At 73.4% G+C, this 20,400-nt stretch carries 16 protein-coding genes and 2 pseudogenes; 10 read left to right on the forward strand and 8 right to left on the reverse strand.

Going from position 1 to position 20,400, the window contains the following annotated elements; genetic code table 11:
• The first annotated feature begins 138 nt into the window (after positions 1-138).
• Positions 139-816, forward strand: a complete 678-nt coding sequence (locus ACQP1S_RS04230; protein ID WP_091252730.1) for a GOLPH3/VPS74 family protein — start codon at positions 139-141, stop codon at positions 814-816.
• Between the two features lie 153 nt (positions 817-969).
• Here ACQP1S_RS04230 and ACQP1S_RS04235 read toward each other — a convergent pair whose 3' ends face one another.
• From ACQP1S_RS04235 to ACQP1S_RS04255, 5 genes and pseudogenes are all read right to left on the reverse strand, one after another.
• Positions 970-1,173 (reverse strand): DUF397 domain-containing protein, encoded by a 204-nt coding sequence (locus ACQP1S_RS04235; RefSeq protein WP_432903189.1) that lies wholly within the window; start codon positions 1,171-1,173, stop codon positions 970-972.
• A complete protein-coding gene (locus tag ACQP1S_RS04240) occupies positions 1,166-2,050 on the reverse strand; it encodes a helix-turn-helix domain-containing protein (RefSeq protein WP_245722805.1) in 885 nt (294 codons plus the stop codon). Before ACQP1S_RS04240 ends, ACQP1S_RS04235 begins: the two co-directional genes overlap by 8 nt.
• 627 nt (positions 2,051-2,677) lie before the next feature.
• A pseudogene (locus ACQP1S_RS04245) lies at positions 2,678-3,379 on the reverse strand (phospho-sugar mutase); the annotation flags it as partial.
• A 123-nt stretch (positions 3,380-3,502) separates the two neighbouring features.
• Positions 3,503-4,501: pseudogene (locus ACQP1S_RS04250) on the reverse strand (phospho-sugar mutase); the annotation flags it as partial.
• 92 nt (positions 4,502-4,593) lie between these two features.
• Positions 4,594-6,765 carry a protein kinase domain-containing protein gene (locus tag ACQP1S_RS04255; RefSeq protein WP_432903193.1) on the reverse strand — a complete coding sequence of 724 codons (2,172 nt, stop codon included), beginning with the start codon at positions 6,763-6,765 and terminating at the stop codon, positions 4,594-4,596.
• A 229-nt stretch (positions 6,766-6,994) separates the two neighbouring features.
• On the opposite strand from ACQP1S_RS04255, the gene ACQP1S_RS04260 reads away from it, so the two are divergent.
• Together ACQP1S_RS04260 and ACQP1S_RS04265 are read left to right on the forward strand one after the other, a co-directional pair.
• A complete protein-coding gene (locus ACQP1S_RS04260; RefSeq protein WP_432903196.1) occupies positions 6,995-8,578 on the forward strand; it encodes an acyl-CoA mutase large subunit family protein in 1,584 nt (527 codons plus the stop codon).
• A 632-nt stretch (positions 8,579-9,210) separates the two neighbouring features.
• Positions 9,211-10,473: an amidohydrolase gene (locus ACQP1S_RS04265; protein WP_432903198.1), complete on the forward strand. Its 1,263-nt coding sequence runs from the start codon at positions 9,211-9,213 to the stop codon at positions 10,471-10,473.
• Here the strand turns inward: ACQP1S_RS04265 and ACQP1S_RS04270 are convergent.
• A complete protein-coding gene (locus tag ACQP1S_RS04270; RefSeq protein ID WP_432903201.1) occupies positions 10,430-11,419 on the reverse strand; it encodes a DUF4349 domain-containing protein in 990 nt (329 codons plus the stop codon). The two genes, ACQP1S_RS04265 and ACQP1S_RS04270, sit on opposite strands and share 44 nt — an antisense overlap.
• Positions 11,420-11,541: 122 nt before the next feature.
• On the opposite strand from ACQP1S_RS04270, the gene ACQP1S_RS04275 reads away from it, so the two are divergent.
• From ACQP1S_RS04275 to ACQP1S_RS04290, 4 genes are all read left to right on the forward strand, one after another.
• Entirely contained in the window at positions 11,542-12,171 is a 630-nt protein-coding gene (locus tag ACQP1S_RS04275; RefSeq protein WP_091252710.1) for an MBL fold metallo-hydrolase, read from the forward strand.
• A gap of 3 nt (positions 12,172-12,174) precedes the next feature.
• Positions 12,175-13,140, forward strand: a complete 966-nt coding sequence (locus tag ACQP1S_RS04280) for a hypothetical protein (RefSeq protein ID WP_432903204.1) — start codon at positions 12,175-12,177, stop codon at positions 13,138-13,140.
• Positions 13,141-13,171: 31 nt separating this feature from the next.
• Entirely contained in the window at positions 13,172-13,921 is a 750-nt protein-coding gene (locus ACQP1S_RS04285; RefSeq protein WP_432907781.1) for an SCO6745 family protein, read from the forward strand.
• A 181-nt stretch (positions 13,922-14,102) separates the two neighbouring features.
• Entirely contained in the window at positions 14,103-15,062 is a 960-nt protein-coding gene (locus ACQP1S_RS04290; RefSeq protein ID WP_432903207.1) for a GNAT family N-acetyltransferase, read from the forward strand.
• Between the two features lie 92 nt (positions 15,063-15,154).
• On the opposite strand, the gene ACQP1S_RS04295 is transcribed toward ACQP1S_RS04290, so the two are convergent.
• The gene (locus tag ACQP1S_RS04295; RefSeq protein WP_091252700.1) at positions 15,155-15,610 is read right to left on the reverse strand and encodes a gamma-glutamylcyclotransferase; all 456 of its coding nucleotides are present in this window, start codon (positions 15,608-15,610) and stop codon (positions 15,155-15,157) included.
• 106 nt (positions 15,611-15,716) lie between these two features.
• On the opposite strand from ACQP1S_RS04295, the gene ACQP1S_RS04300 reads away from it, so the two are divergent.
• Positions 15,717-17,120 (forward strand): NAD(P)H-quinone dehydrogenase, encoded by a 1,404-nt coding sequence (locus ACQP1S_RS04300; protein WP_432903210.1) that lies wholly within the window; start codon positions 15,717-15,719, stop codon positions 17,118-17,120.
• A 68-nt stretch (positions 17,121-17,188) separates the two neighbouring features.
• Here the strand turns inward: ACQP1S_RS04300 and ACQP1S_RS04305 are convergent, their stop codons facing one another.
• Complete coding sequence (locus ACQP1S_RS04305; RefSeq protein WP_432903213.1) at positions 17,189-17,845, reverse strand: DedA family protein; 657 nt, start codon at positions 17,843-17,845, stop codon at positions 17,189-17,191.
• Between the two features lie 789 nt (positions 17,846-18,634).
• Between ACQP1S_RS04305 and ACQP1S_RS04310 the strand changes: the two genes are divergently transcribed.
• Positions 18,635-18,913 carry an excalibur calcium-binding domain-containing protein gene (locus tag ACQP1S_RS04310; RefSeq protein ID WP_091252691.1) on the forward strand — a complete coding sequence of 93 codons (279 nt, stop codon included), beginning with the start codon at positions 18,635-18,637 and terminating at the stop codon, positions 18,911-18,913.
• A gap of 253 nt (positions 18,914-19,166) precedes the next feature.
• Positions 19,167-20,384 carry a threonine--tRNA ligase gene (gene thrS / locus ACQP1S_RS04315; protein WP_432903216.1) on the forward strand — a complete coding sequence of 406 codons (1,218 nt, stop codon included), beginning with the start codon at positions 19,167-19,169 and terminating at the stop codon, positions 20,382-20,384.
• Positions 20,385-20,400 lie beyond the last annotated feature (16 nt).

Consider the following 20,400-nt stretch of genomic DNA (forward strand, 5'->3'; position numbering starts at 1 on the left):
AGCTCTGGTGTCACCGGGCTGAGGGGGCGGGTGGTCGGCACGTCGCGGGGGAGCGGTCGCACCGGCCGTCGGGGTTGGCTTCCCACGGAGAGCGAGTCGGGGAGCGCGGGGTGCGTTCAGGCGCTACCGTCTCGGGCCATGACTGGTGTTGCGGTGGCCGAGGAGTTGTTGCTCCTCGCGTATGACGATGAGTCCGGCAAGGCGACCATGCCCCGGATCAGCCTCGACCTGGGGATGGCCGCCGCCGTCCTGGTCGAGCTGGCCCTTGCCGGCCGGATCGCGTACGTCGATGGGAACCTGGCGGTGACCGACCCGACGCCGGTCGGCGAGCCGATCCTGGACGGTGTGCTGGGCCGGATGGCCGCCGACACCCCGCACAGCCCGTCCTCCTGGGTGCAGCGGCTGCGGCACGGCCTGCGCGACCGCATCCTCGGCGACCTGGTCGAGCGGGGCGTGGTGCGCGATGTGGAAGAGACCGAGCTGGGCTTCATCGTGGTGCACCGCTACCCGACCACGGACCCGTCGGTGGAGCAGGACAGTCGGCGGCGACTGGCCGAGGCGCTGGCCGGCGAGCAGCTCCCCGATGAGCGGACGGCGGCGCTGGCCACCCTGGTGGCGGTGCTGCGGATGGAGCCGGCGCTCGGCCTGGACGGCACCGCCGCGCAGGATGCCCGCCGCCGGATGGAGGAGATCGCCGGTGGGGCCGGTTTCTCCGGCACCATCAGCCTGGAGGAGTCGGTGGTCCGGCCCTCGGTGGCCCTGGTCGTCACCGCTCTGGGCCAGGCCGTCGACCACGCGCTCGGCAAGCGCGTCTGAGGCGTCACCGGGCGTGCTGCCGGTCCGCTCGTGCCGCTCGGTCCGCTCGTGCCGCTCGGTCCGCTCGTGCCGCTCGTGCCGCTCGGTCCGCTCGTGCCGCTCGTGCTGCCGGTCTGACGGGGTCGGGCCGGCAGGCGGTCGATTGTCGCTCGGTCAGCGGGTGAGTCGGTGGGCCTTGATGTCGGTGACGAAGGCGGACCAGGCGGTGGGTGCGACGGTGAGGGCCGGCCCGGTCGGGTCCTTGCTGTCCCGGATGCCGACGATGCCGGCGAGGTTGTCGGCCACCTCGACGCAGTCGCCGCCGTTGGTGCCGCTGCGGGTGCTGGTGCGCCAGCGGGCGTCGGTCAGGTCACTCATGGCACTCTCCCCGGATCGCGTCGATCAGCTCCGTCGATTGTTGCGCGTCGAGGGCGAGGGAATCCAGCCCCTGCCAGACGCGCTCGTAGGCGGCGATCTCGGCCGGCTGGTCGAGGTAGAGCGCGCCGGTGAGCCCTTCGACGTAGACGGTCGGCGGCTCGCTCGGGCTGCCGAGCACCGAGGGCGGGAAGTCGAGCAGCACGAAGGTGCCGGCCTCGGCGGCCAGCGGCGGCCCGGCGGCCAGCGGTAGCACCCGGACGGTGATGTTGTGCCGCTCGCCGACGGCCAGCAGGTGCCGGAGTTGGTCGGCCATCACCGACCGGCCCGGCACCGGACGGCGCAACACCGCCTCGCTGAGGACCACCGTCAGCGCGGGGGCCGGCGGCAGTCGCCGGGCCAGCAGCCCCTGCCGCTGGATCCGGAAGCTCACTGCCCTTTTCCGCTCCTCCTCGCCCAGCTCGGGCCGGTTGTGCTGGAAGAGCGCGGTGGCGTAGCCGGGGGTCTGCAACAGCCCCGGCACCAGCTCGGCGTTGTAGTGACGAATGCTGCTGGCGACGTTTTCCAGGCCGACGTAGGGCGAGAACCAGGAGGGCACGGCGCTGCCGTGCGCGTGCCACCACCCCTCGGCCCGGCTCACCTCGGCGAGCCCGAGCAGCACGCTCGCCTGGTCGGGGGTGGCCTGATACAGCTCGCAGAGCACCCGGACGTCCGGTGTCTTGGCCGAGGTCAGGCCCCGCTCGATCCGCCAGAGCTTCTGCCGGGAGCAGTCCAGCTCGCCGGCCGCCGCGTCGATGCTGAGGTGGGCGTCCTCCCGGAGTTGGGTGAGCAGTCTGCCGAGCTGCCGTCGGGGCACGGTCGAACTGTGTGTTTCACGCACCGTGCAACACCTTTCCGTCCTGAATGAAACAACGGGCCGCCGCCGATGCGACATCAGTGGGAATGCATACCGGTGACGTCAGGTAAATGGCGAGAGCGATGCGCTGATGCTAATCGCGCGAGCGCTCTGTGGGCAAGAGATGACACGGGGTGAGATTGGTGCCGGTCCCGGGCGGCCGGTTGCCGTTCCCGAGCATGATCGCCCCGCCGGCCCCCGCTGGCTGCCCACCGAACCCGAGGTGGATCGCGCTTCTGGTTCCCGGGTCGGCGGGCCGGGCCGAATCGAGCCCCCATCACCCCTCCTCGGGTCGCGCGCGGAAATCGGGGGCAGAGTTGCGCCATGTCGCCCATATAGCGGTATCCCAAGGCTCGGATACCGCTATATGGGCGACATTGAGTTGATCGTGCGGCAGGGTGCGCCGCATCCCGGCCGAGAGCGCATATCGCGGTCGGCCGATTCGGTGGGTGAGGCCGCACAATATCGCCGATTTAGCGGTATCCACCCCGCTCGGATACCGCTAAATCGGCCATTCTGAGTTGATCATGCGCTACACGCGGCGAAGCGCGCGGCTGAACACGCGGCTGAACACGCGGCAGGGCGTACGGCTGGAGACGCGGCGGGGCGGTGTCAGATGCCGAGGGCGGCGGCGATCTCGGTGCGCAGCGCGGTGAGCGTGGCCGCCGCACGCGTCCGGGCCGCCGGCACGTCCCCGTCCGCGACCGGCTCCACCACCTCCAGGTACGCCTTGAGCTTCGGCTCGGTGCCCGAGGGGCGGATCACCACCCGGGCGGCGGCGGTACGCAGGATCACCACGTCGGCGGCGGGCAGCAGATCCTGCGCCTCGGTGACCGGCGCACCGAGCAGCGTGGTCGGGGTGGCCGCCCGGACCCGGGCCATCGCGTCGGCGATGATCCGCAGGTCGTCCACCCGGACCGACAACTGGTCGGTGTGGTGCACGCCGAACTCGGCGGCCAACTCGTCCAGCCGGTCGGTCAGGGTGCGCCCCTGCGCCTTCAACCCGGCGGCCAGCTCGGCGACGGTCAGCGCGGCGGTGATGCCGTCCTTGTCCCGCACGTGCCCGGGGGCCACGCAGTAGCCCAGCGCCTCCTCATAGCCGTACGCCAGGGGAGGCGTCCCACCCCCGGCCCGGACGATCCACTTGAACCCGGTCAACGTCTCGTCGTAGGCCCGGCCCCGGGCCGCGCACATCGCCCGGAGCAGGGACGACGACACGATCGTGGTCGCGTACAGGCCGTCGACGCCGCGCCGCATCAGGTGGTCGGCGAGCAGTACCCCCACCTCGTCCCCGCGCAACATCCGCCACCCCGCCCCGCCCGCCGACCCCGCCCCGTCCGCCGACGCCGCCCCGCCCGCCGATCCCGCGCTGCCCGCCGATCCCGCGCTGCCCGCCGACGCCGCGCTGCCCGCCGACTCCGGGCCGCCGGCCGGCACCGGAGCCGCCGAGGGCGCGGGCTCCTGCGGGACCGACGGCTCGCGTACCACCACCGCGCAGCGGTCGGCGTCCGGGTCGTTGGCGATCGCCAGGTCGGCGTCGGTGGCGTCGGCGAGGGCCACCAACCGGTCCACCGCGCCGGGTTCCTCCGGGTTGGGGAAGCTGACGGTGGGGAAGGCCGGGTCCGGCTCCGCCTGGTCGGGCACCACCCCGGGGGTCGGGAAACCCGCCCGGGCGAAGGTCGCGGTCAGTACCGCCGCACCCACCCCGTGCAACGGGGTGTACGCCACCCGCAGGTCACGCGGTCCGCCCGGGGCGATCACCGCGACGGCCCGCTCCACGTACGCGGCGACCAGGTCGTCGCCGAGCACCTGACCGGGTGGGCCCAACGGCACCTGCGCCAGCGGGCCGACCGCCCGGATGGCCGCCTCGATGCCGGCGTCGGCGGGCGGCACGATCTGCGCGCCCGCGCCGAGCGCCCCACCGAGCTGGGCACCCAGGTAGACCTTGTAGCCGTTGTCCTGCGGCGGGTTGTGGCTGGCTGTCACCATCACCCCGGCCACCCCGCCCAGTTTGCGCACCGCGTACGCCAGCACGGGGGTGGGTAGCGGCCGGGGCAGCAGCAGCGCCGGCCGACCCGCACCGGTGGCGACCTGGGCGGTGCGCTCGGCGAACTCCCGGGAACCGTGCCGGGCGTCGTACCCGATGACCAGCGGACCTTCGCCGCCCTCGGCGGCGAGCCAGCCGACCAGCCCGGCCGCCGCCTGGGTGACCACCGCGAGGTTCATGCCGTTCGGCCCGGCGCGCAGCGGGCCGCGCAGCCCGGCCGTGCCGAAGGTCAGCGGACCGGCGAACCGGTCGGCCAGCTCCGGCGCGCTGGCCGGCAGCCGGTCGAGCACGGCCCGCAGCTCGTCCCGGCTGGCCGGGTCGGGGTCGTCGTCGAGCCAGCGTCGAGCCTGGTCGCGAATCCGGTCGAGGTCAGTGCTTTCCGCCGCCATTGCCTCTTGATAGCACGACGGCGGATCACCGCGTCCGCTCGACCCGGATCACCGCGTGGTGCGGCCCGGCCCGGCCCGCCGCACGATCCGGCTCAGCTGGCCCCGGTGAGCTGGAACGACTTGACCATCTCGTCGAAGATCGGCTTGCTCTCGGTGAACTTGGCATCGTTGGCGGTCAGATAGAACGAGTAGACCTTTCCCTCGTGCACCACCCCGCGCCACACCCCGTGCCGCTTGTCGCCGCCGTCGCCGCAGGTGTACTCGAACTCGGCGGCCGACTTGCCGGCCAGGTTCTTCTCGCCCATCGCCAACTGCTCGTAGGGCTTGGCGCAGGAACTCGTCCGGTTTTGCAGACCGTTCTCCGCCACCTCGGCCCAACGGCTCGAGGAGCCACTGAACTTCTCGGTGAGGATGCGCACCTTGCGCCCCTTGTCCTGCGGGTCGACGTAGTCGATGTAGACCCCGCCAGTCGCTTTCTGCCAGCCCTTCGGCACGTTCACCCGGATGCCCCGGGCGCTGTGCTCCTGCATCGGCGGCAGCTCGCCGCCACCGGCAGCCGGTGCGCTCGGGCCGGCCTGTGGGGGAGGGGTCGACTCCGGGTCGTCGCCGCCGAACAGCGCCACCGCGCCGATCAGCAGCACCACCGCCAGGCCGCCGGCCGCCGCGAGCTGGAGCTTGCGGGGCCAGCCCTTGACCGTGCCGACGAGTCGACCGCCGGCACCCTTCGCCCGGCCGAGCGCGCCACCCTCGGCCCCGCCCGGCGGCGGGGGCGGCGACGTCCAGGACTGGCCGGTGCCGGGGATGGACCACTGCCCGCCGTACACCGCCTGGGTCGGCTCGGGGCTCCCGCCGCCGCCGTAGATGGCCTGGGTGGGCTCCGCGGCCCCGTAACCGGCCCGGCCGGTCTCGGTGCCCCCGCCGATCCGCTGGGTGGCGTCCGGGTGCCCACCGATGCGCTGGGTGGCGTCGGCGGTGCCGCCACCGATGCGCTGGGTGGCCTCCGGGGCGGCGCCCGGGGTGATCCGCTGGGTGGCCTCGGTCCTGCCGTACGTCCCGGCGGTCGGGCCGGTCGGCAACGCACCGGCGGTGGGCCCGCCCGGCGCCGACATCGCGCCGGTCGGGGTGTGCAGCGGGCCGGCGAGCGCGTCGGCGCTGGTGTCGTCGAGGGCGGCGGCGGAGGTCACCACCGGCTTGGGGCGTTCACCCCGGCGCAGCTTCGCCAGCCGATCGGTCAGCGACTCGCCGGCGGCCAGCATCGCCCGGCCGCCGATCTGCCCGCTCGGCTTCGGCTCGGCCGGCGGCGCGGCGATGGCCGGTGGTGCCGACGGGCGCTGCGCCGGCACCACCGCGTACGGGTCGGTGACCGAGTTGACCGCGGTCGCCGTGCTGGTCAGCGGGCCGGCGAGCAGTTCGCGCAGCATCGCCCGGGCGGTGTGCACGTCCAGCCGGCGGGCCGGGTCCTTTTCCAGCAGACCCATCAGCACCCGGGTCAGTGGGCCGCTGCGCTGCGGGGTGGCCGGTGGGTCCTCGACCACCGCGTGCATGGTCTCGATCGGGTCGCCCTTGTCGAACGGGGGACGCCCCTCGACGGCCGTGTAGAGCGTCACGCCGAGCGAGAACAGGTCGCTGGGTGGGCCGAAATCCTGCCCCATGGCGCGCTCGGGGGAGATGAAGTGCGGCGAGCCGAGCACCATCCCGGGGGTGGTGAGCTGGACGTCGGTGGGCATCCGGGCCACCCCGAAGTCGGTCAGCACGCAGCGGCCGTCGGTGCAGATCAGCACGTTCGCCGGCTTGACGTCGCGGTGCAGCACCCCGTTGGCGTGCGCCACCTCCAGCGCGCCGAGCAGCGCGATGCCGATCTTGGCGACCGCGCGCCCGGCCACCGGGCCGTCCTCGATCACCATGTCGGCGAGGCTGCGGGCGTCCAGCAGCTCCATCACGATCCACGGGCGGCCACCCTCGGTGACCACGTCGTACACCTGGACCACGGCCGGGTGCTGGATCGCGGCGGCGGCGCGGGCCTCGCGCAGGGTGCGTTCATACATCGCGTCCCGGTCGCTGGGGGCCAACCCGGGCGGCAGGACGACCTCCTTGACCGCCACGTCGCGCCGCAGCAGGGTGTCTGTCGCGCGCCAGACCGTGCCCATGCCGCCGTTGCCCACCGAGGAGCGCAGCGAGTACCGGCCACCGATGGTGGTGCCGGGCGCCGCGCGTCCGTTGGGGGGACTCACTGGTCCGCCGCTCCACGTCGGGATCTGAGTCACAGAAAAGCCACCGGGAAAGTCGAGGGGGCTGGGACACAACGCCTCTATCTTGCTGGTTCCGACGCCCGATGCGAAACCCGACGCGGCGGACCTTTGTCCTACCCGACGGTACCGACCGCCAAGCCGAACGGTGTGTACCTGGCCGTTCACCTGCCGTCGACCGATGCCGAACCGAGATGTGCGCCATCCCTCACCCCACCGGTGCCCCCTCGCGTCCTACCATCCGTGGATGAGCGAAGCGCGGGCCAGCGAGTCGGGGTTCCCCATCAAGGGTGTCTACACGGCTGCGGACCTCCCCCCGGAGCTGGATTCCCGGCTCGGCGAGCCGGGCCAGTTCCCGTACGCCCGGGGGGTCTACCCGACGATGTACACCTCCCGGCCGTGGACGATGCGGCAGTACGCCGGCTTCGGCACCGCCACCGAGTCCAACGCGCGCTACCACCAACTGCTGCGGGCCGGCACCATGGGCCTCTCGGTCGCCTTCGACCTGCCCACCCAGATGGGTTACGACTCGGACGACGCCATCGCGAGCGGCGAGGTGGGCAAGGTCGGGGTGGCGATCGACTCGATCGAGGACATGCGGCTGCTCTTCGCCGGCATCCCGCTGGACAAGGTCTCCACCTCCATGACCATCAACGCCCCCGGCTCGGTGCTGCTGCTGCTCTACCAGCTCGTCGCCGAGGAGAACGGCCTGTCCGGCTCGGCGCTCAACGGCACCATCCAGAACGACATCCTCAAGGAGTACATCGCCCGGGGGACGTACATCTTCCCGCCGAAGCCGTCGCTGCGGCTGGTCGCCGACACCTTCGCGTACTGCCGCAAGGAGGTGCCGAAGTGGAACACCATTTCCATTTCCGGCTACCACATGGCGGAGGCCGGCGCGACGCCCGCGCAGGAGATCGCGTTCACCCTGGCCAACGGGGTGGAGTACGTCCGGGCGGCGCTGGCCGCCGGGCTGGCGGTGGACGACTTCGCCCCCCGGCTGTCGTTCTTCTTCGTCGCCCGCACGACCCTGCTGGAGGAGGTCGCGAAGTTCCGCGCCGCCCGGCGGATCTGGGCCCGGCTGCTGCGTGACGACTTCGGCGCGAAGGACCCGAAGTCGATGATGCTGCGCTTCCACACCCAGACGGCCGGGGTGCAGCTCACCGCCCAGCAACCCGAGGTGAACCTGGTCCGGGTCGCCATCCAGGGGCTCGGCGCGGTGCTCGGCGGCACCCAGTCGCTGCACACCAACAGCTTCGACGAGGCGATCGCGCTGCCCACCGAGAAGGCCGCCCGGCTGGCGCTGCGCACCCAGCAGGTGCTGGCGTACGAGACGGACCTGACCGCCACCGTCGACCCGTTCGCCGGGTCGTACGTGGTGGAGGCGATGACCGCCGAGATCGAGGCGGCGGCGAACGACCTGATGGACCGGGTCTTCGACCACGGTTCGGCGGTGGACGCGATCGAGGCCGGGTTCCAGAAGCGGGAGATCGAGCAGTCGGCCTACCGGTTCGCCCAGCAGATCGACGCGGGTGAGCGGGTGGTGGTCGGGCTGAACCGGTTCCAGATCGACACCGAGGAGCCGTACGAGCCGCTGCGGGTGGACCCGACGATCGAGGCGACCCAGGCGGAGCGGCTGGCCAAGCTGCGGGCCGAGCGGGACGCCGACGCGGTCGACCGGGCCCTCGCCGAGTTGCGGGCCGCCGCCGAGGGTGACGACAACGTGCTCTACCCGATGAAGGAGGCGCTGCGGGCCAGGGCCACGGTGGGCGAGGTCTGCGGGCTGCTGCGCCAGGTCTGGGGGACGTACCGCCCGAGCGACCGCTTCTGACCCTCACCCCGCCCGGGCGGGACACGGTGGGTGACTTCACGGCGACTCCCGCCGGCGCGTACCGACGCCGGCAGGGGTCGCCGTCGTCGTCGTGCCGGGACCGGTAGGGGTCGCCAGGCGAGGGGTGCGGAGCTACCGTCGGTGACAGCTCGCGGTGTGCCGGTGCTCGGGCCGCCCGGGTGCGTGGCGGCTCTCCGGGGCGACGCGTGTGCCTGCGGGCTTCCTGGGTAAACCTGAGTGGTGAACGGGACGGACAGCATGTCCGGGCGCGTCCGGGGGCGTCGTGTCACGGTCTGGAATCGACCGCCCACCCGGGGTCGTCGGCTAATTGTCCGACCGGCAGTCGATCCGGGCGACCAATGCGACAATTCGGGTACGACGGCCCCGGATCGACGCCGATTTCGCGACCGCCCAATCGGTTACGCGTTGTAGGAGGTGGGGGGCAGATGACGGCGTCCGACCGCGATCTACCTGCTGTCCCACAGATATTCGAGCCCTCCCACCAGGGCTTACGTGACGCTGTGCGCTCTGATCGCTACCGTAACGAGGTTGCGCAGCGTCACCGTCGGAGGTCTAGGCTGTCTGCTGTCCTCCCCGATGATCCATCCATTCCTAGTGATCGAGAATTCGACGTGACGAGTGCGTTGACGCTGCCCAACGGCAGCCAGCTGGCGTCGTCCTGGGCGGAGGCACCGTCCGGGTCCCAGCCCCTGCCCCACGATCTGGATCACCTGCTCGCCCTGCGGGTACCCGGCCTGATCGCCACCCGCCGCCACCTCCACTCCCATCCGGAACTCTCCGGCGAGGAGTTCGAGACGGCGGCGCTGATCGCCCGGGAACTCACCCTCGCCGGGCTGCACCCCCGACTGCTGCCCAAGGGCAACGGGGTGATCTGCGACGTCGACGGGCGGCCCGACGGCCCGGTCGTCGCGCTCCGTGCCGACATCGACGCGTTGCCGCTGACCGACGTGAAGGACGTCCCCTACCGGTCCACGGTGGACGGGGTCTGCCACGCCTGCGGCCACGACGTGCACACGGCCGTGCTGCTCGGCGTCGGCATGCTGCTGGCCCAACTCGCCGACGCCGGCCAGCTCGACGGCCGGGTCCGGCTGATCTTCCAGCCCGCGGAGGAGATCCTGCCCTGCGGCTCGCTGGAGGTCATCGAGGCCGGTGGCCTGGAGGACGTGGTGCAGATCTTCGCGCTGCACTGCGACCCCAACCAGCCGGTGGGCAGGGTGGGGCTGCGGGTCGGCCCGATCACCGCGGCGGCCGACAACGTCACCGTGAAGCTGACCGGGCCGGGCGGCCACACCGCCCGCCCGCACCTGACCGTCGACCTGGTCGATGCGCTCGGCCGGCTGGTCACCGAGGTTCCGGCCCTGGTCAACCGCCGGGTGCCGGCCAACAGCGGGCTGCTGCTGGTGTTCGGCCACGCCTCGGCCGGCACCCGTTACAACGTCATCCCGTCCGAGGCGTGCGCGGCCGGCACCCTGCGGGTGATGGACCGCGACACCTGGGAGCGGGCCCCCGAGATCGTCGCTCAGGTCGTCCGGGACGTCATCGCGCCCACCGGCGCGACGGTCGACCTGGAATACCTGCGGGGTCGGCCGCCGGTCAGCAACGACGCCCGCGCCATCGGCGTGCTCACCGCCGCCACCGCCGCTGCGCTCGGCCCCGAGGGGATCGCGGAGACGCCGCAGAGCATGGGCGGTGAGGACTTCTCCTGGTATCTCGAACACGTCCCCGGGGCGCTGGCCCGGCTCGGCGTGGGCCGCGCCGGCGGCCCCACCATGGACCTGCACCGGGCGTCCTTCGACGTCGACGAGCGGGCCATCCCGGTCGGGGTGCGCGTCATGGTGCAGACCGCGTTGCGGGCACTGGCGGCGGCCCGGTAGGAGTCGGCGGACGGCCCCCGCCCACCGGTCCCACCGGTGGCGCGGGCCGCCGCCGTTGGCGTCGCCGACGCAGCAGCACCACGGCCGCCGTCACGGGCACCCCGATGAGCAGCAACCAGGGCAGCAGCGCCCCGAGCACGGTGAGCAGCACGCCCATCGAGGCGAGGAAGACCGTCCAGCCACCCCGCAGACCCACCATGAACCCGGTCCGGTCCTCCTCTTCCTCGTCGGCCGTCGAGGCGTCCCGGCCGACGAAGGTCACCGTGATCGTGGAGAGGGCGGTCAGGTCGGCCAGCCGACGCTTCTTCGCCTCCAGCGAGGCCAGGTCCGCCTCCCGGCGGGTCACCTCGTTCTCCAACGAGACCAGCTCCGGCACGGTGTTGGCCCGGGCCAGCAACCGGCGGGCGCTGTCCACCCGGGCCCGCTGGGTGATGATCCGGGCGTCCAGGTCGACGGTCTCCTCGGTGACGTCCTGGGTACGGATCTCGCGGCGTTGCTGCCGCCCGTAGGTGGCCAGCTCCTCGACGAGCGGGGAGAACTTCGCCGCCGGCACCCGCAGTTCCAGCTCCGCCTGGGCGGACGCGTCGACGCTGCGGCGCTGGTCCCCGCCGACGAACCCGCCGGTGGCGGTGACCGCGTCCACCGCCCGCCGGGCCGCACCCTCCACGTCGTCCACCTGCACCCGCATCGTTCCGGTGTAGATGATCGCCCGCTGGTCGACCCGCAGGTCCGGGGCACCCGTACCGGCCTGCCCCGCCGCCGCGTCGCGGTCCGGCGCCGCCCCGCCCGGGACTCCCCGCGCCGGTGCCTTCTCGGCCGGTGCCGCCCCACCGGAGTCGGCCGACTCGCTGCTCCGGTCGGCGGCCCCGCACCCGGCCAGCAGCAGTGCCGCCAACCCGATCGCCGCCAGGGTCCGCGCCCCACCGGCCGCTGTCCTCAATGTCATCCCCGCTCCCGTCGTCGTCCGTACGCCGGTTTCGCCGGCGATAACTCGGACGCGGCGCGCAGCCGCCCCGGTTCCGGCAGACTGCGCTGAGGACATCACGATTCGATAAGCGAGGAGTCACGATGCGGCTCACCAAGTATTCGCACTCCTGTCTACGGATCGAACGCGACGGGGCGGTGCTGGTCGTCGACCCGGGCGTGTTCAGCGAGTCGGCGGCGCTGGACGGGGCGGACGCGGTGCTGGTCACCCACGAGCACCCCGACCACCTCGACGTGGCCGCGCTCACCCGCCGGCTGGACCGGGAACCGATCCCGGTGTACGGGCCGGCCGCGCTCGGTGCCGTCCTCGGCGACGCGGCGACGGCACTGACCCCGGTCACCCCCGGCGACACGTTCACCGCCGCCGGCATCCCGGTACGCGCCGTCGGCGGCCGGCACGCCGTCATCCACCCCGACATCCCGGTGGTGGACAACATCGGCTACCTGGTCGACGGCACGGTCTACCACCCCGGCGACGCGCTGCACGTCCCCGAGGGCGTCGAGGTGGACACGCTCTTCGCCCCGATCCACGCCCCCTGGTCGAAGTTCTCCGAGGTGGTCGACTTCATCCGGGCGGTCGCCCCCCGCCGGGCGTACGCGCTGCACGACGCGCTGCTCAACGACAACGGGTACGGCGTGCTCGACCGGCAGTACACCGCGTTGTCCCGCACCGACTACCAGCGGCTGGAGCCGGGCAGCCGGATCGACGCCTGAGCCGTGGCCGCCGACGAGCCCACGCTGATCCGGCAGCTCTACCGCACCCCGCCCGACCGGTTCGTCGTCGCCCGGGACGCCGCCGTCGCCGAGGCCCGCCGGGCCGGGGACGTCGCCGCCGCCCGGCGGATCGCCGGATGGAAGCGGCCCACGGTGGCGGCCTGGCTGGTGAACCTGCTCGCCCTGGACCGGCCCGAGTTGGTCGCCGACCTCGGGCCGCTGGCCGAGGCGCTGCGCACCGCCCAGCGCGACCTCAAGGGGGGCCGGCTGCGGGAGTTGTCCGCCCAGCGGCGGGGGCTGGTCGCCGCGCTGGTCGCCGAGGTACGCCGGATCGCCGCCGACATTCCCGACGGGCCGCCGGTCGCCCGGCTGCCGCTGGCCGAGGTCGAGGCCACCCTGCACGCCGCGCTCGCCGACACCGAAGTGGCCGGGCAGGTCCGTTCCGGGCGGCTGCTGCGGGCGGTGCACCACTCCGGGTTCGGCGAGGTGCCCCGCCCCCAGCTCCGGCTGGTCACCGGCGGTGCCGCCGGGGAGGCCACCGGCGGCGGGGCGGAGGCTGCCTCCGTACCGGAGCGGGAGGTGGACCGGGGCGGCGGGCGACGGGCCCGCGACGAGCGGGCGGCGGCGCGGGCCGCCCGGGCCGAACGGGCGAAGCGCCGCCGGGCCCTGGACCGGGAGCTGGTGGCGGCGCGGGCCGCCCAGCGGCAGGCGGAACGGGAGCTGGACGGCGCGGCGACGGCCGAGCGGGAGGGCATCGACGCGCTCGACCGCATCGAGCGGGAACTGGCCGAACTGGAACGTCGTCGGGCCGGCGCCGAACAGGAGCTGAGCCGGGCCAAACTGGCCCGCCGGGCGGCCGAGCGGACCCTCACCGCCGCCCGCCGCCGCACCGGGGAGGTCGAGGGGGTGATCGAGGCGGCGGACGCCGAAGAGGGGGATGCCACGGCTGGCGGTGGCGAGGCAGACTGAGCACGATGAATGCGTGCATCGGGCGGTCGGAATGACGCCGGAACAGGTCGCCGCCGGCAGCAAACCCGCCGTGCTGGAGCTGGGAGAGCTGTTCAGCCGCTGCCCGGGGACCCTGCGACGGGCCAGGATGATGGGCATTCCCGGCTGGGCGTTCTATGTCACCGGGCGGGCCGGCGCGTTGGGTGACATCCGCGCCGAGACGGTGGCGGCGGCGCTCGGCTTCCTCGCCCCGGAAGCCGTCGCCGACGGGTGGGACACCGCCGTCCGGGTGGTCCGGCCCCTGGAGGTGGCCACCGCGAACCTGACCGAGTGCTGCCGGTGGGGCGCCCAGCACCTCGACGACCTGCCCGGCACGCCCCGGCTGACCGCCCTGCTGGAACGGGTGGTGGCCGCCGCCGACGCGACCGGCATGCCGCTCTTCGCGGCCTGGCGGGCCATGCCGCTGTCCGAGTATGCCGAGGGCGCCCGCGCGGCCGTGGCGCTGATGCTGCTGCGGGAGCACTTCGCCGGGGCGTACCTGCTGGCGGTGCGGGCGGCCGGGATGACACCGCTGGAGGCGGTGCTGGCCGGGCCGGAGGGGGAGGCCGGGGCGGCGGCGTGCGGGTGGTCCCCGCCCTACCCGCCGGTCGGGCCGTTGGTGCGGCGGCGGCTCTGGGCCGAGGCGGTGACCGACCGGTTGACCTCGGCCGGCTTCGGGGCGCTCCGCCCGGCCGAGGGCCGGGAGTTGATCGAGCTGCTCACCGACGTCCGCGCGCGGCTGCGGGCCGGCGCGGCCAGCTAGCGGGGCCCGGCCGTCGGCTCTGCGCTGACGGCTCCCTGGCCGGCGGCCGCACCACCGGGACCCACCGGCCGCTCGTTGCACGGCCGGTCAGCCGCCGGGCGGGCGTGGCGGCAGGCGGTCCGGGGCGGGTGGCGGCGAAAATCGGCGGCGGTCCCGCCGGCGGGCTGCCAGGATCTGCGGCGTGACGCTCCCCGCCGGCTGGACCGCCCGCCGCCCCACCCTGGACGACGTGCCCGCGCTGCTCGCCGTGGTGCACGCCGCCGACACGTTCGCCATCGGCCACCCCGACTTCGACGCCGACGACGTCCGGGCGGCGTTGACCGCGCCGTTCTTCGACCCGCAACACGACTCCTGGCTGCTGACCGATCCTGATCAGCGGGTCGTCGGCTGGACGCTGGTGGACAACCCGACCGGGGTGGGCCGGGAATACCTGGACGTCTTCGTCGATCCGGAGCACGCGATGGCGCTACGGGCCGTGCTGCTCGACCGGATGCTGCGCCGGGTCGCCGAACGGGCCGCCGAACGGGGCCGGCCCGCGTTGACCGCCCGCGCGTCCGTCTGCGCGCCGGAGACCCGTTGGGCGGGCGAGCTGACCGCCGCCGGCTTCACCCGGGTCAAACGGTACGTGCGGATGGGCCGGTCGCTGGCCGAGCTGCCCGCCGAGCCGCCACCCCCGCCCGGGGTGACCGTCCGGTCGCTGCGCCCCGACGACGAGGCCGACCTGCGGCTGTTCCACCGGATCCACGACACCGCCTTCCGGGACACCCCGGACTACGAGCCGGTCGGCTTCGAGGGCTGGCGGGACCGGCTCACCGACGGCGGGCGGGTCTGGGACGAGTGGTTCCTCGCCGAGGTCGACGGCGCGCCGGCCGGCGCGCTGAACTCGTCGGACCAGGCGCTGGAGCAGGACATGGGCTGGGTACGCACCCTGTCGGTGCTGCCCGCGTACCGGCGGCGCGGGGTGGGGGCGGCGTTGCTGCGACGGGCGTTCGCGGTCTACGCGGCCAAGGGCCGGGGCCACGCCGGGCTCGGCGTCGACCTGGCCAACCCGACCGCCCCGGTCACCCTCTACCGCTCCGTGGGCCTACGCGACACCCGCTGGATCGACCTGTACGAGCGGAGCGTGCCCGCCGCCGCCTGACCGGGCGCCCCGGTGTGCGCCGCGTGACGCCCGCCGGGGTCGCTGTCGGACGTCGCCGACGCCGGTAGCAAACTGGACGGGTGCGACACGCGTTACGCCGAGGCGGTGCCGGTGGGGCGGGACCGCAGCTCGGAGACGTAGTCGTCGGGTGCGCCCGCCTTCTCGGCGGCGTTCGCGATCTCCGACAGGTACCAGGCGGTCGGCAGACCACCCTCGTAGCCGTCGAAGACGTACACCCAGGCGGTCACGTCACCGTCCAGCGTCGAGACCCGCACGGTGAGCCTGCGGTACGTGCCGGCGGTGACGCCCTCCAACTCGTCGAGCTGGGCGGCGTCGTAGGGGTCGATGTCGTACAGCGCCACGAAGACCCGGTCGCCCGGGGACTCGACCACGGTGCTGACGGAACCCTCCCAGCCGATCACGTCCTCGCCGGCGAAGGTCAGCCGCCACCCCTCCAGCCAGCCGATGCCCACCATCGGCGAATGCGGGCAGTAGGCCCGCATCCGGGCGGGGTCCAGGTTTGAGCCGTAGGCCGCATAGTGACGCACGGCGATGACGATAGCCCGGCGGACGGGTGGGGGAGAATACGACGGTGCGTGTCGCACGGGTTCGGGAGAAGAAAGTCACTGTGAGCACCGAGAAAGGGCGAGGGCTGTGAGCCACATCGTGATCATCGGCGGGGGGCCGGCCGGCTACGAGGCGGCACTGGTCGCCGCCCAGCTGGACGCCGACGTCACCGTGGTGGAGGCCGACGGCGCCGGGGGTGCCTGCGTGCTCTCCGACTGCGTCCCGTCGAAGACCTTCATCGCCAGCTCGGAGGTGGTGACCGGCTACCGGGACACCGAGGAGTTCGGCATCCACTCCGACGGTCTGGAGGCGGTCACGGTCGACGCCCGGGCCGTGCACGGGCGGGTGAAGCGGCTCGCCCTGGCCCAGTCCGCCGACATCCACGCCAAGCTGCTCAAGGCCGGGGTGACCTTCGTCGCGGGCACCGCCCGACTCGGCGAGGACACCCTCGGTCACACCCACCGGATTGTCGTCACCCCGGCCGACGGCGGTGAGGAATACTCGATCGCCGCGTCCACCGTGCTGGTCGCCACCGGCGCCACCCCGCGCCAGCTGCCCACCGCGCTGCCCGACGGGGAGCGCATCCTCACCTGGCGGCAGGTGTACGACCTGCCCGAGCTGCCCGCGCACCTGATCGTGGTGGGTTCCGGCGTCACCGGCGCCGAGTTCGCCAGCGCCTACCAGGCGATGGGGGTCGAGGTGACCCTGGTCTCCAGCCGGGACCGGGTGATGCCGCACGAGGACGCCGACGCGGCGATGGCCATCGAGCAGGTCTTCCGCAGCCGGGGCATGAGCATCCTCAACAACTCCCGGGCGGACGCGGTCCGGCGGGTCGGCGACGGCGTCGAGGTGGTGCTCTCCGACGGGCGGGTGGTGGCCGGTTCGCACGCCCTGATCGCCGTCGGCTCGATCCCGAACACCGCCGGACTGGGCCTGGCCGAGTACGGCGTCGAGCTGGCCAAGGGCGGCTACGTCACGGTCGACCGGGTGTCGCGTACCAACGTCCCCGGCATCTACGCCGCCGGCGACTGCACCGGCGTCCTGCCGCTGGCCAGCGTCGCCGCCATGCAGGGCCGGATCGCGATGTGGCACGCCCTCGGCGAGGCGGTCCGGCCGCTGCGGCTGCGGACCGTCGCCGCGAACGTCTTCACCGACCCGGAGCTGGCCACCGTCGGCGTCTCCCAGGACGAGGCGGACTCCGGTCGTACCCTGGCCCGCCAGGTGATGCTGCCGCTGACCGGCAACGCCCGGGCGAAGATGGACGACCTGGCGGACGGCTTCGTCAAGCTGTTCTGCCGCCCGTCCACCGGCCAGGTGGTCGGCGGGGTGGTGGTGGCCCCCAAGGCCAGCGAGCTGATCCTGCCGATCACCATGGCGATCGAGAACAACCTCACCGTCAACGAGCTGGCCCAGACCATCACCATCTATCCGAGCCTGTCCGGTTCGATCACCGAGGCGGCCCGCCAGCTCATGCTCCACGAACTCGAATGACCCGGTGACCCCGGCGGGGCCGTGCGCACGTGCGCCGATCCGGTGGTGCCGGAGCAGGCTGGAGGCCGCTATGTGGGCGATATCGGGTAATCCTGGTGGGTTGGTGTGGACGCGCTCAGGTCGGTGGGGGTTTCCCTGCTGGCGGCGCGGGCGCTGAGCAGGGTCATCGTCCAGCCGGCTGCCCCGAACCCGGCCGCCGCCGCTGCCGCGACCAGCCCCAACCGCCAGGCCGATCCGGTGAGCGCGGTGCCGCCGAGGTGGCCGACCAGTGCCCCGTAGCTGGCCCAGCCGACGGCCGCCAGCGCCTCGTAACAGAGGAACAGCCGGTACGGGTAGCGGCTGCGGCCGGCGGAGAAGCAGGCCGCCATCCGGCCCCCGGGCACGAATCGGCAGAGCAGGATGGTCAGCGGCCCGGGGCGGCGCAGTCCCCGGGTGACAAGCCCGGCGACCCGGCGGGCCCGACCCGGGTCCACGTGCCGGGCCCGCCGCCGGTCCGGTGCGCTGCGGCCGAGCAGGTAGCAGGCCAGGTCGCCGACGAAGACGCCGAGCGCCCCGACGCCGATGGTCAGCGGCAGGCTCAGCCCGCCCACCACGGTGAGCGCGCCCCCGGTGATCATGACGGCCTGGGTCGGGATGACCGGCACGAAGGCGTCCGCGATGAGCAGACCCATCAGCAACAGGTACGCCAGCAGGGGCGATGCGACGTCAGTGAGAAGCTCGGGCACGACTGCCACCTCGCCGGTCAGGGCCGATTCCAGGCACCGAGCCTGCCGGTGGCTGCCCCGGCACCGACGACCGGACCACCCGGTGGTGACCACGGACACCACCGGGGACGACGGCGCGACTGCGTGCCGTGTGCCACCGGTAGCGGGGTGCAGGGCCGCCTGCCGTCTGCCGCTCGCCGTCTGCCGCTCGTCGCTCGTCGCCCGGAGGGGGTCGGCGGATCGGGGATCGTCGGCGTACCGTTGGGTACGCGGCCCCATCCCCGTCGGGTCCCCCGTTCCTGACGAGCGGGCCGCCGTGGGTCGCCGGCAGGTCCCGTGCCGGCGACCCTCCTAATCTCCGCCCGGATTTCTGCCCCGACCAGCGGAAACGCTCCATGGGAGGGCATCGGTTCTCCGCCGGTCCCGGATGACAATTGTCGATCATGACTTCTGTCGATTCTGACGATGGCAACTGTGGCCTACCGTATCGCCGCCACCGGCGCAGACCCGGTCATTGACCCCAGCCGCGCGGGCGACGACCGGTTCGGCGAGTCGAACCGAGGCCGTCCGCCCCAGCCCCACCGGCCACCCGCCCCACGGACGAGCCGGGCAGTCTCCCCCTTCCCGGTGGTCGGCGGCACGGGTCGTACGACGCCTGCCGCCGTCGGAGCGGCGTCGTGCCGCCACCGGCCGAGGGGTGATCGTCGTTCGGGCACATCGGCTGTCGGCCCGGGGACAGCACGCCCCGCTCGCCAGCATCGCTCGGATAGCGTCCCGGGCTCAACCGACATTCCTTTCGGAGGCTCGTAGATGGTTTCCACCCTGCTGCGGGGCGCGCTCGTCGTGACCCTGGCGCTCGGCAGCACCCTCGTCGTCGTGACCGGCCCGGCCGAGGCGGCGGCGACGAAGTACAAGAACTGCACCGCGCTGAACAAGAAGTACAAGCACGGGGTGGGCAAGAAGGGCGCGAAGGACAAGGTCCGGGGCAGCACCAAGCCGGTCACGAACTTCACCGTGTCGGACTCGGTCTATGCGAAGAACACCCACCTGGACCGGGACAAGGACAAGGTCGCCTGCGAGAAGCGCTGACCGGTCGCCGTCGTCCGGAAGAGCGCAGGTCGGAGGGGTGCCGATCGGCCGCCGGCCGGAAAAGCGCTCGCCCCGGGCGTCGCCGGGGTCGTACGGTGCCGGTATGCGCAGTGCGGTGGTGACCACGACGTCGGGAGATCCCGACGTGCCGCACTGACGTTCACCGTCGACGAGGCCCCGGGCGATCCGCCCGGGGCCTCGCGGCGTTTCGGGGGAGGTCGCCTCCGGGTCGTACCCGATCAAGGAGCGCGACATGATCGACCACCGTAGGCTCGGCCGGGAGCTGGACCTGTTCGTCTCCGATCCGCTGGCCGGGGCCGGGCTGCCGATCTGGCTGCCGGCCGGCGCGGCGGCCCGGCACGCCGTCGAGGAGTACGTCCGCGAGTTGGAGCGCCGGGCCGGCTATCAGCACGTCTACTCCCCACCGCTGGGCAAACGGGAGTTGTTCGCGCTGTCCGGGCATCTCGGCTACTTCGCCGACGAGATGTTCCCGCCGATGCGGCTGAGCGCCGACGACGAGTTCGTGCTCCGGCCGGCGCTCTGCCCGCACCACGCGCTGGTCTACCGGGCCCGCGGGCGCTCCTACCGGGAGTTGCCGCTGCGCGTCGGCGAGCTGGGCGGGATGTACCGGGCGGAGCGGTCCGGGGTGCTCGGCGGACTGTCCCGGGTGCGGGCCATCTCGCTCAACGACGCGCACAACTTCTGCACCCTGGAGCAGGTCGGCGACGAGGTCCGGGAGATCCTGCGGTTGATCCGGGAGGCGCACGCGGCGCTCGGCGTCCGCCCGGCCGGGTTCCGGCTGTCGCTGCGCGGGCCGGGGGCGAAGTACGTCGGGGACGACGCGTCCTGGGCCCGCGCCGAGGAGCTGCTGCGCGCCGCGCTCGACGGGGTGGAGCACGAGGAGGCACCTGGCGAGGCCGCCTTCTACGGTCCGAAGATCGACATCCAGATCGTCGATGCGGCCGGTCGGGAGTCGACCCTCTCCACCGTGCAACTCGACTTCGACAAGCCGGAGAAGTTCGACCTGTCCTACACCGACCCGTCCGGTGCCCGGCGGCGGCCGGTGCTGGTGCACCGCAGCCTGGTGGGGAGCATGGAACGGCTCTTCGCCTACCTGATCGAGGTGCACCAGGGCGCATTCCCACCCTGGTACGCCCCGGTCCAGCTGCTGCTCCTGCCGGTCGACGCCGGGCAGGCCGACGCGGTGGCCCGGTTGGCCCGTCGGGCGGTCGACGCGGGGCTACGGGTCGAGGTGGACGCCGCCGGCTCGCTGGGCGCCCGGGTCCGGGACGCGTCGCGCCGCCGGGTGCCGTACGTCGGGGTGGTCGGTGCCCGGGAGGCGGCCGTCGACGCGGTCGCCCTGCGCCTGCGCGACGGCCGGGCGCTGGACCCGATGCCGGCGGCGGACGCGGTGGGACTGGTCGGCGCGGTGGTCGCGGCCCGCTCGGCGGAACTGCTCCCTGCCGGCTGACGGTGCGGGGGCCGGG

The organism is Micromonospora matsumotoense (assembly GCF_050951065.1).
In the GTDB taxonomy this organism is placed as follows: domain Bacteria; phylum Actinomycetota; class Actinomycetes; order Mycobacteriales; family Micromonosporaceae; genus Micromonospora; species Micromonospora matsumotoensis.

Bases quoted from the DNA above. Each gene is read 5' to 3' on its own strand.
- ACQP1S_RS04230 (WP_091252730.1), top strand. From the start codon at position 139: ATGACTGGTGTTGCGGTGGCCGAGGAGTTGTTGCTCCTCGCGTATGAC.
- ACQP1S_RS04235 (WP_432903189.1), bottom strand. From the start codon at position 1,173: ATGAGTGACCTGACCGACGCCCGCTGGCGCACCAGCACCCGCAGCGGC.
- ACQP1S_RS04260 (WP_432903196.1), top strand. From the start codon at position 6,995: ATGAGCGAAGCGCGGGCCAGCGAGTCGGGGTTCCCCATCAAGGGTGTC.
- ACQP1S_RS04270 (WP_432903201.1), bottom strand. From the start codon at position 11,419: ATGACATTGAGGACAGCGGCCGGTGGGGCGCGGACCCTGGCGGCGATC.
- ACQP1S_RS04275 (WP_091252710.1), top strand. From the start codon at position 11,542: ATGCGGCTCACCAAGTATTCGCACTCCTGTCTACGGATCGAACGCGAC.
- ACQP1S_RS04285 (WP_432907781.1), top strand. From the start codon at position 13,172: ATGACGCCGGAACAGGTCGCCGCCGGCAGCAAACCCGCCGTGCTGGAG.
- ACQP1S_RS04310 (WP_091252691.1), top strand. From the start codon at position 18,635: ATGGTTTCCACCCTGCTGCGGGGCGCGCTCGTCGTGACCCTGGCGCTC.
- thrS (WP_432903216.1), top strand. From the start codon at position 19,167: ATGATCGACCACCGTAGGCTCGGCCGGGAGCTGGACCTGTTCGTCTCC.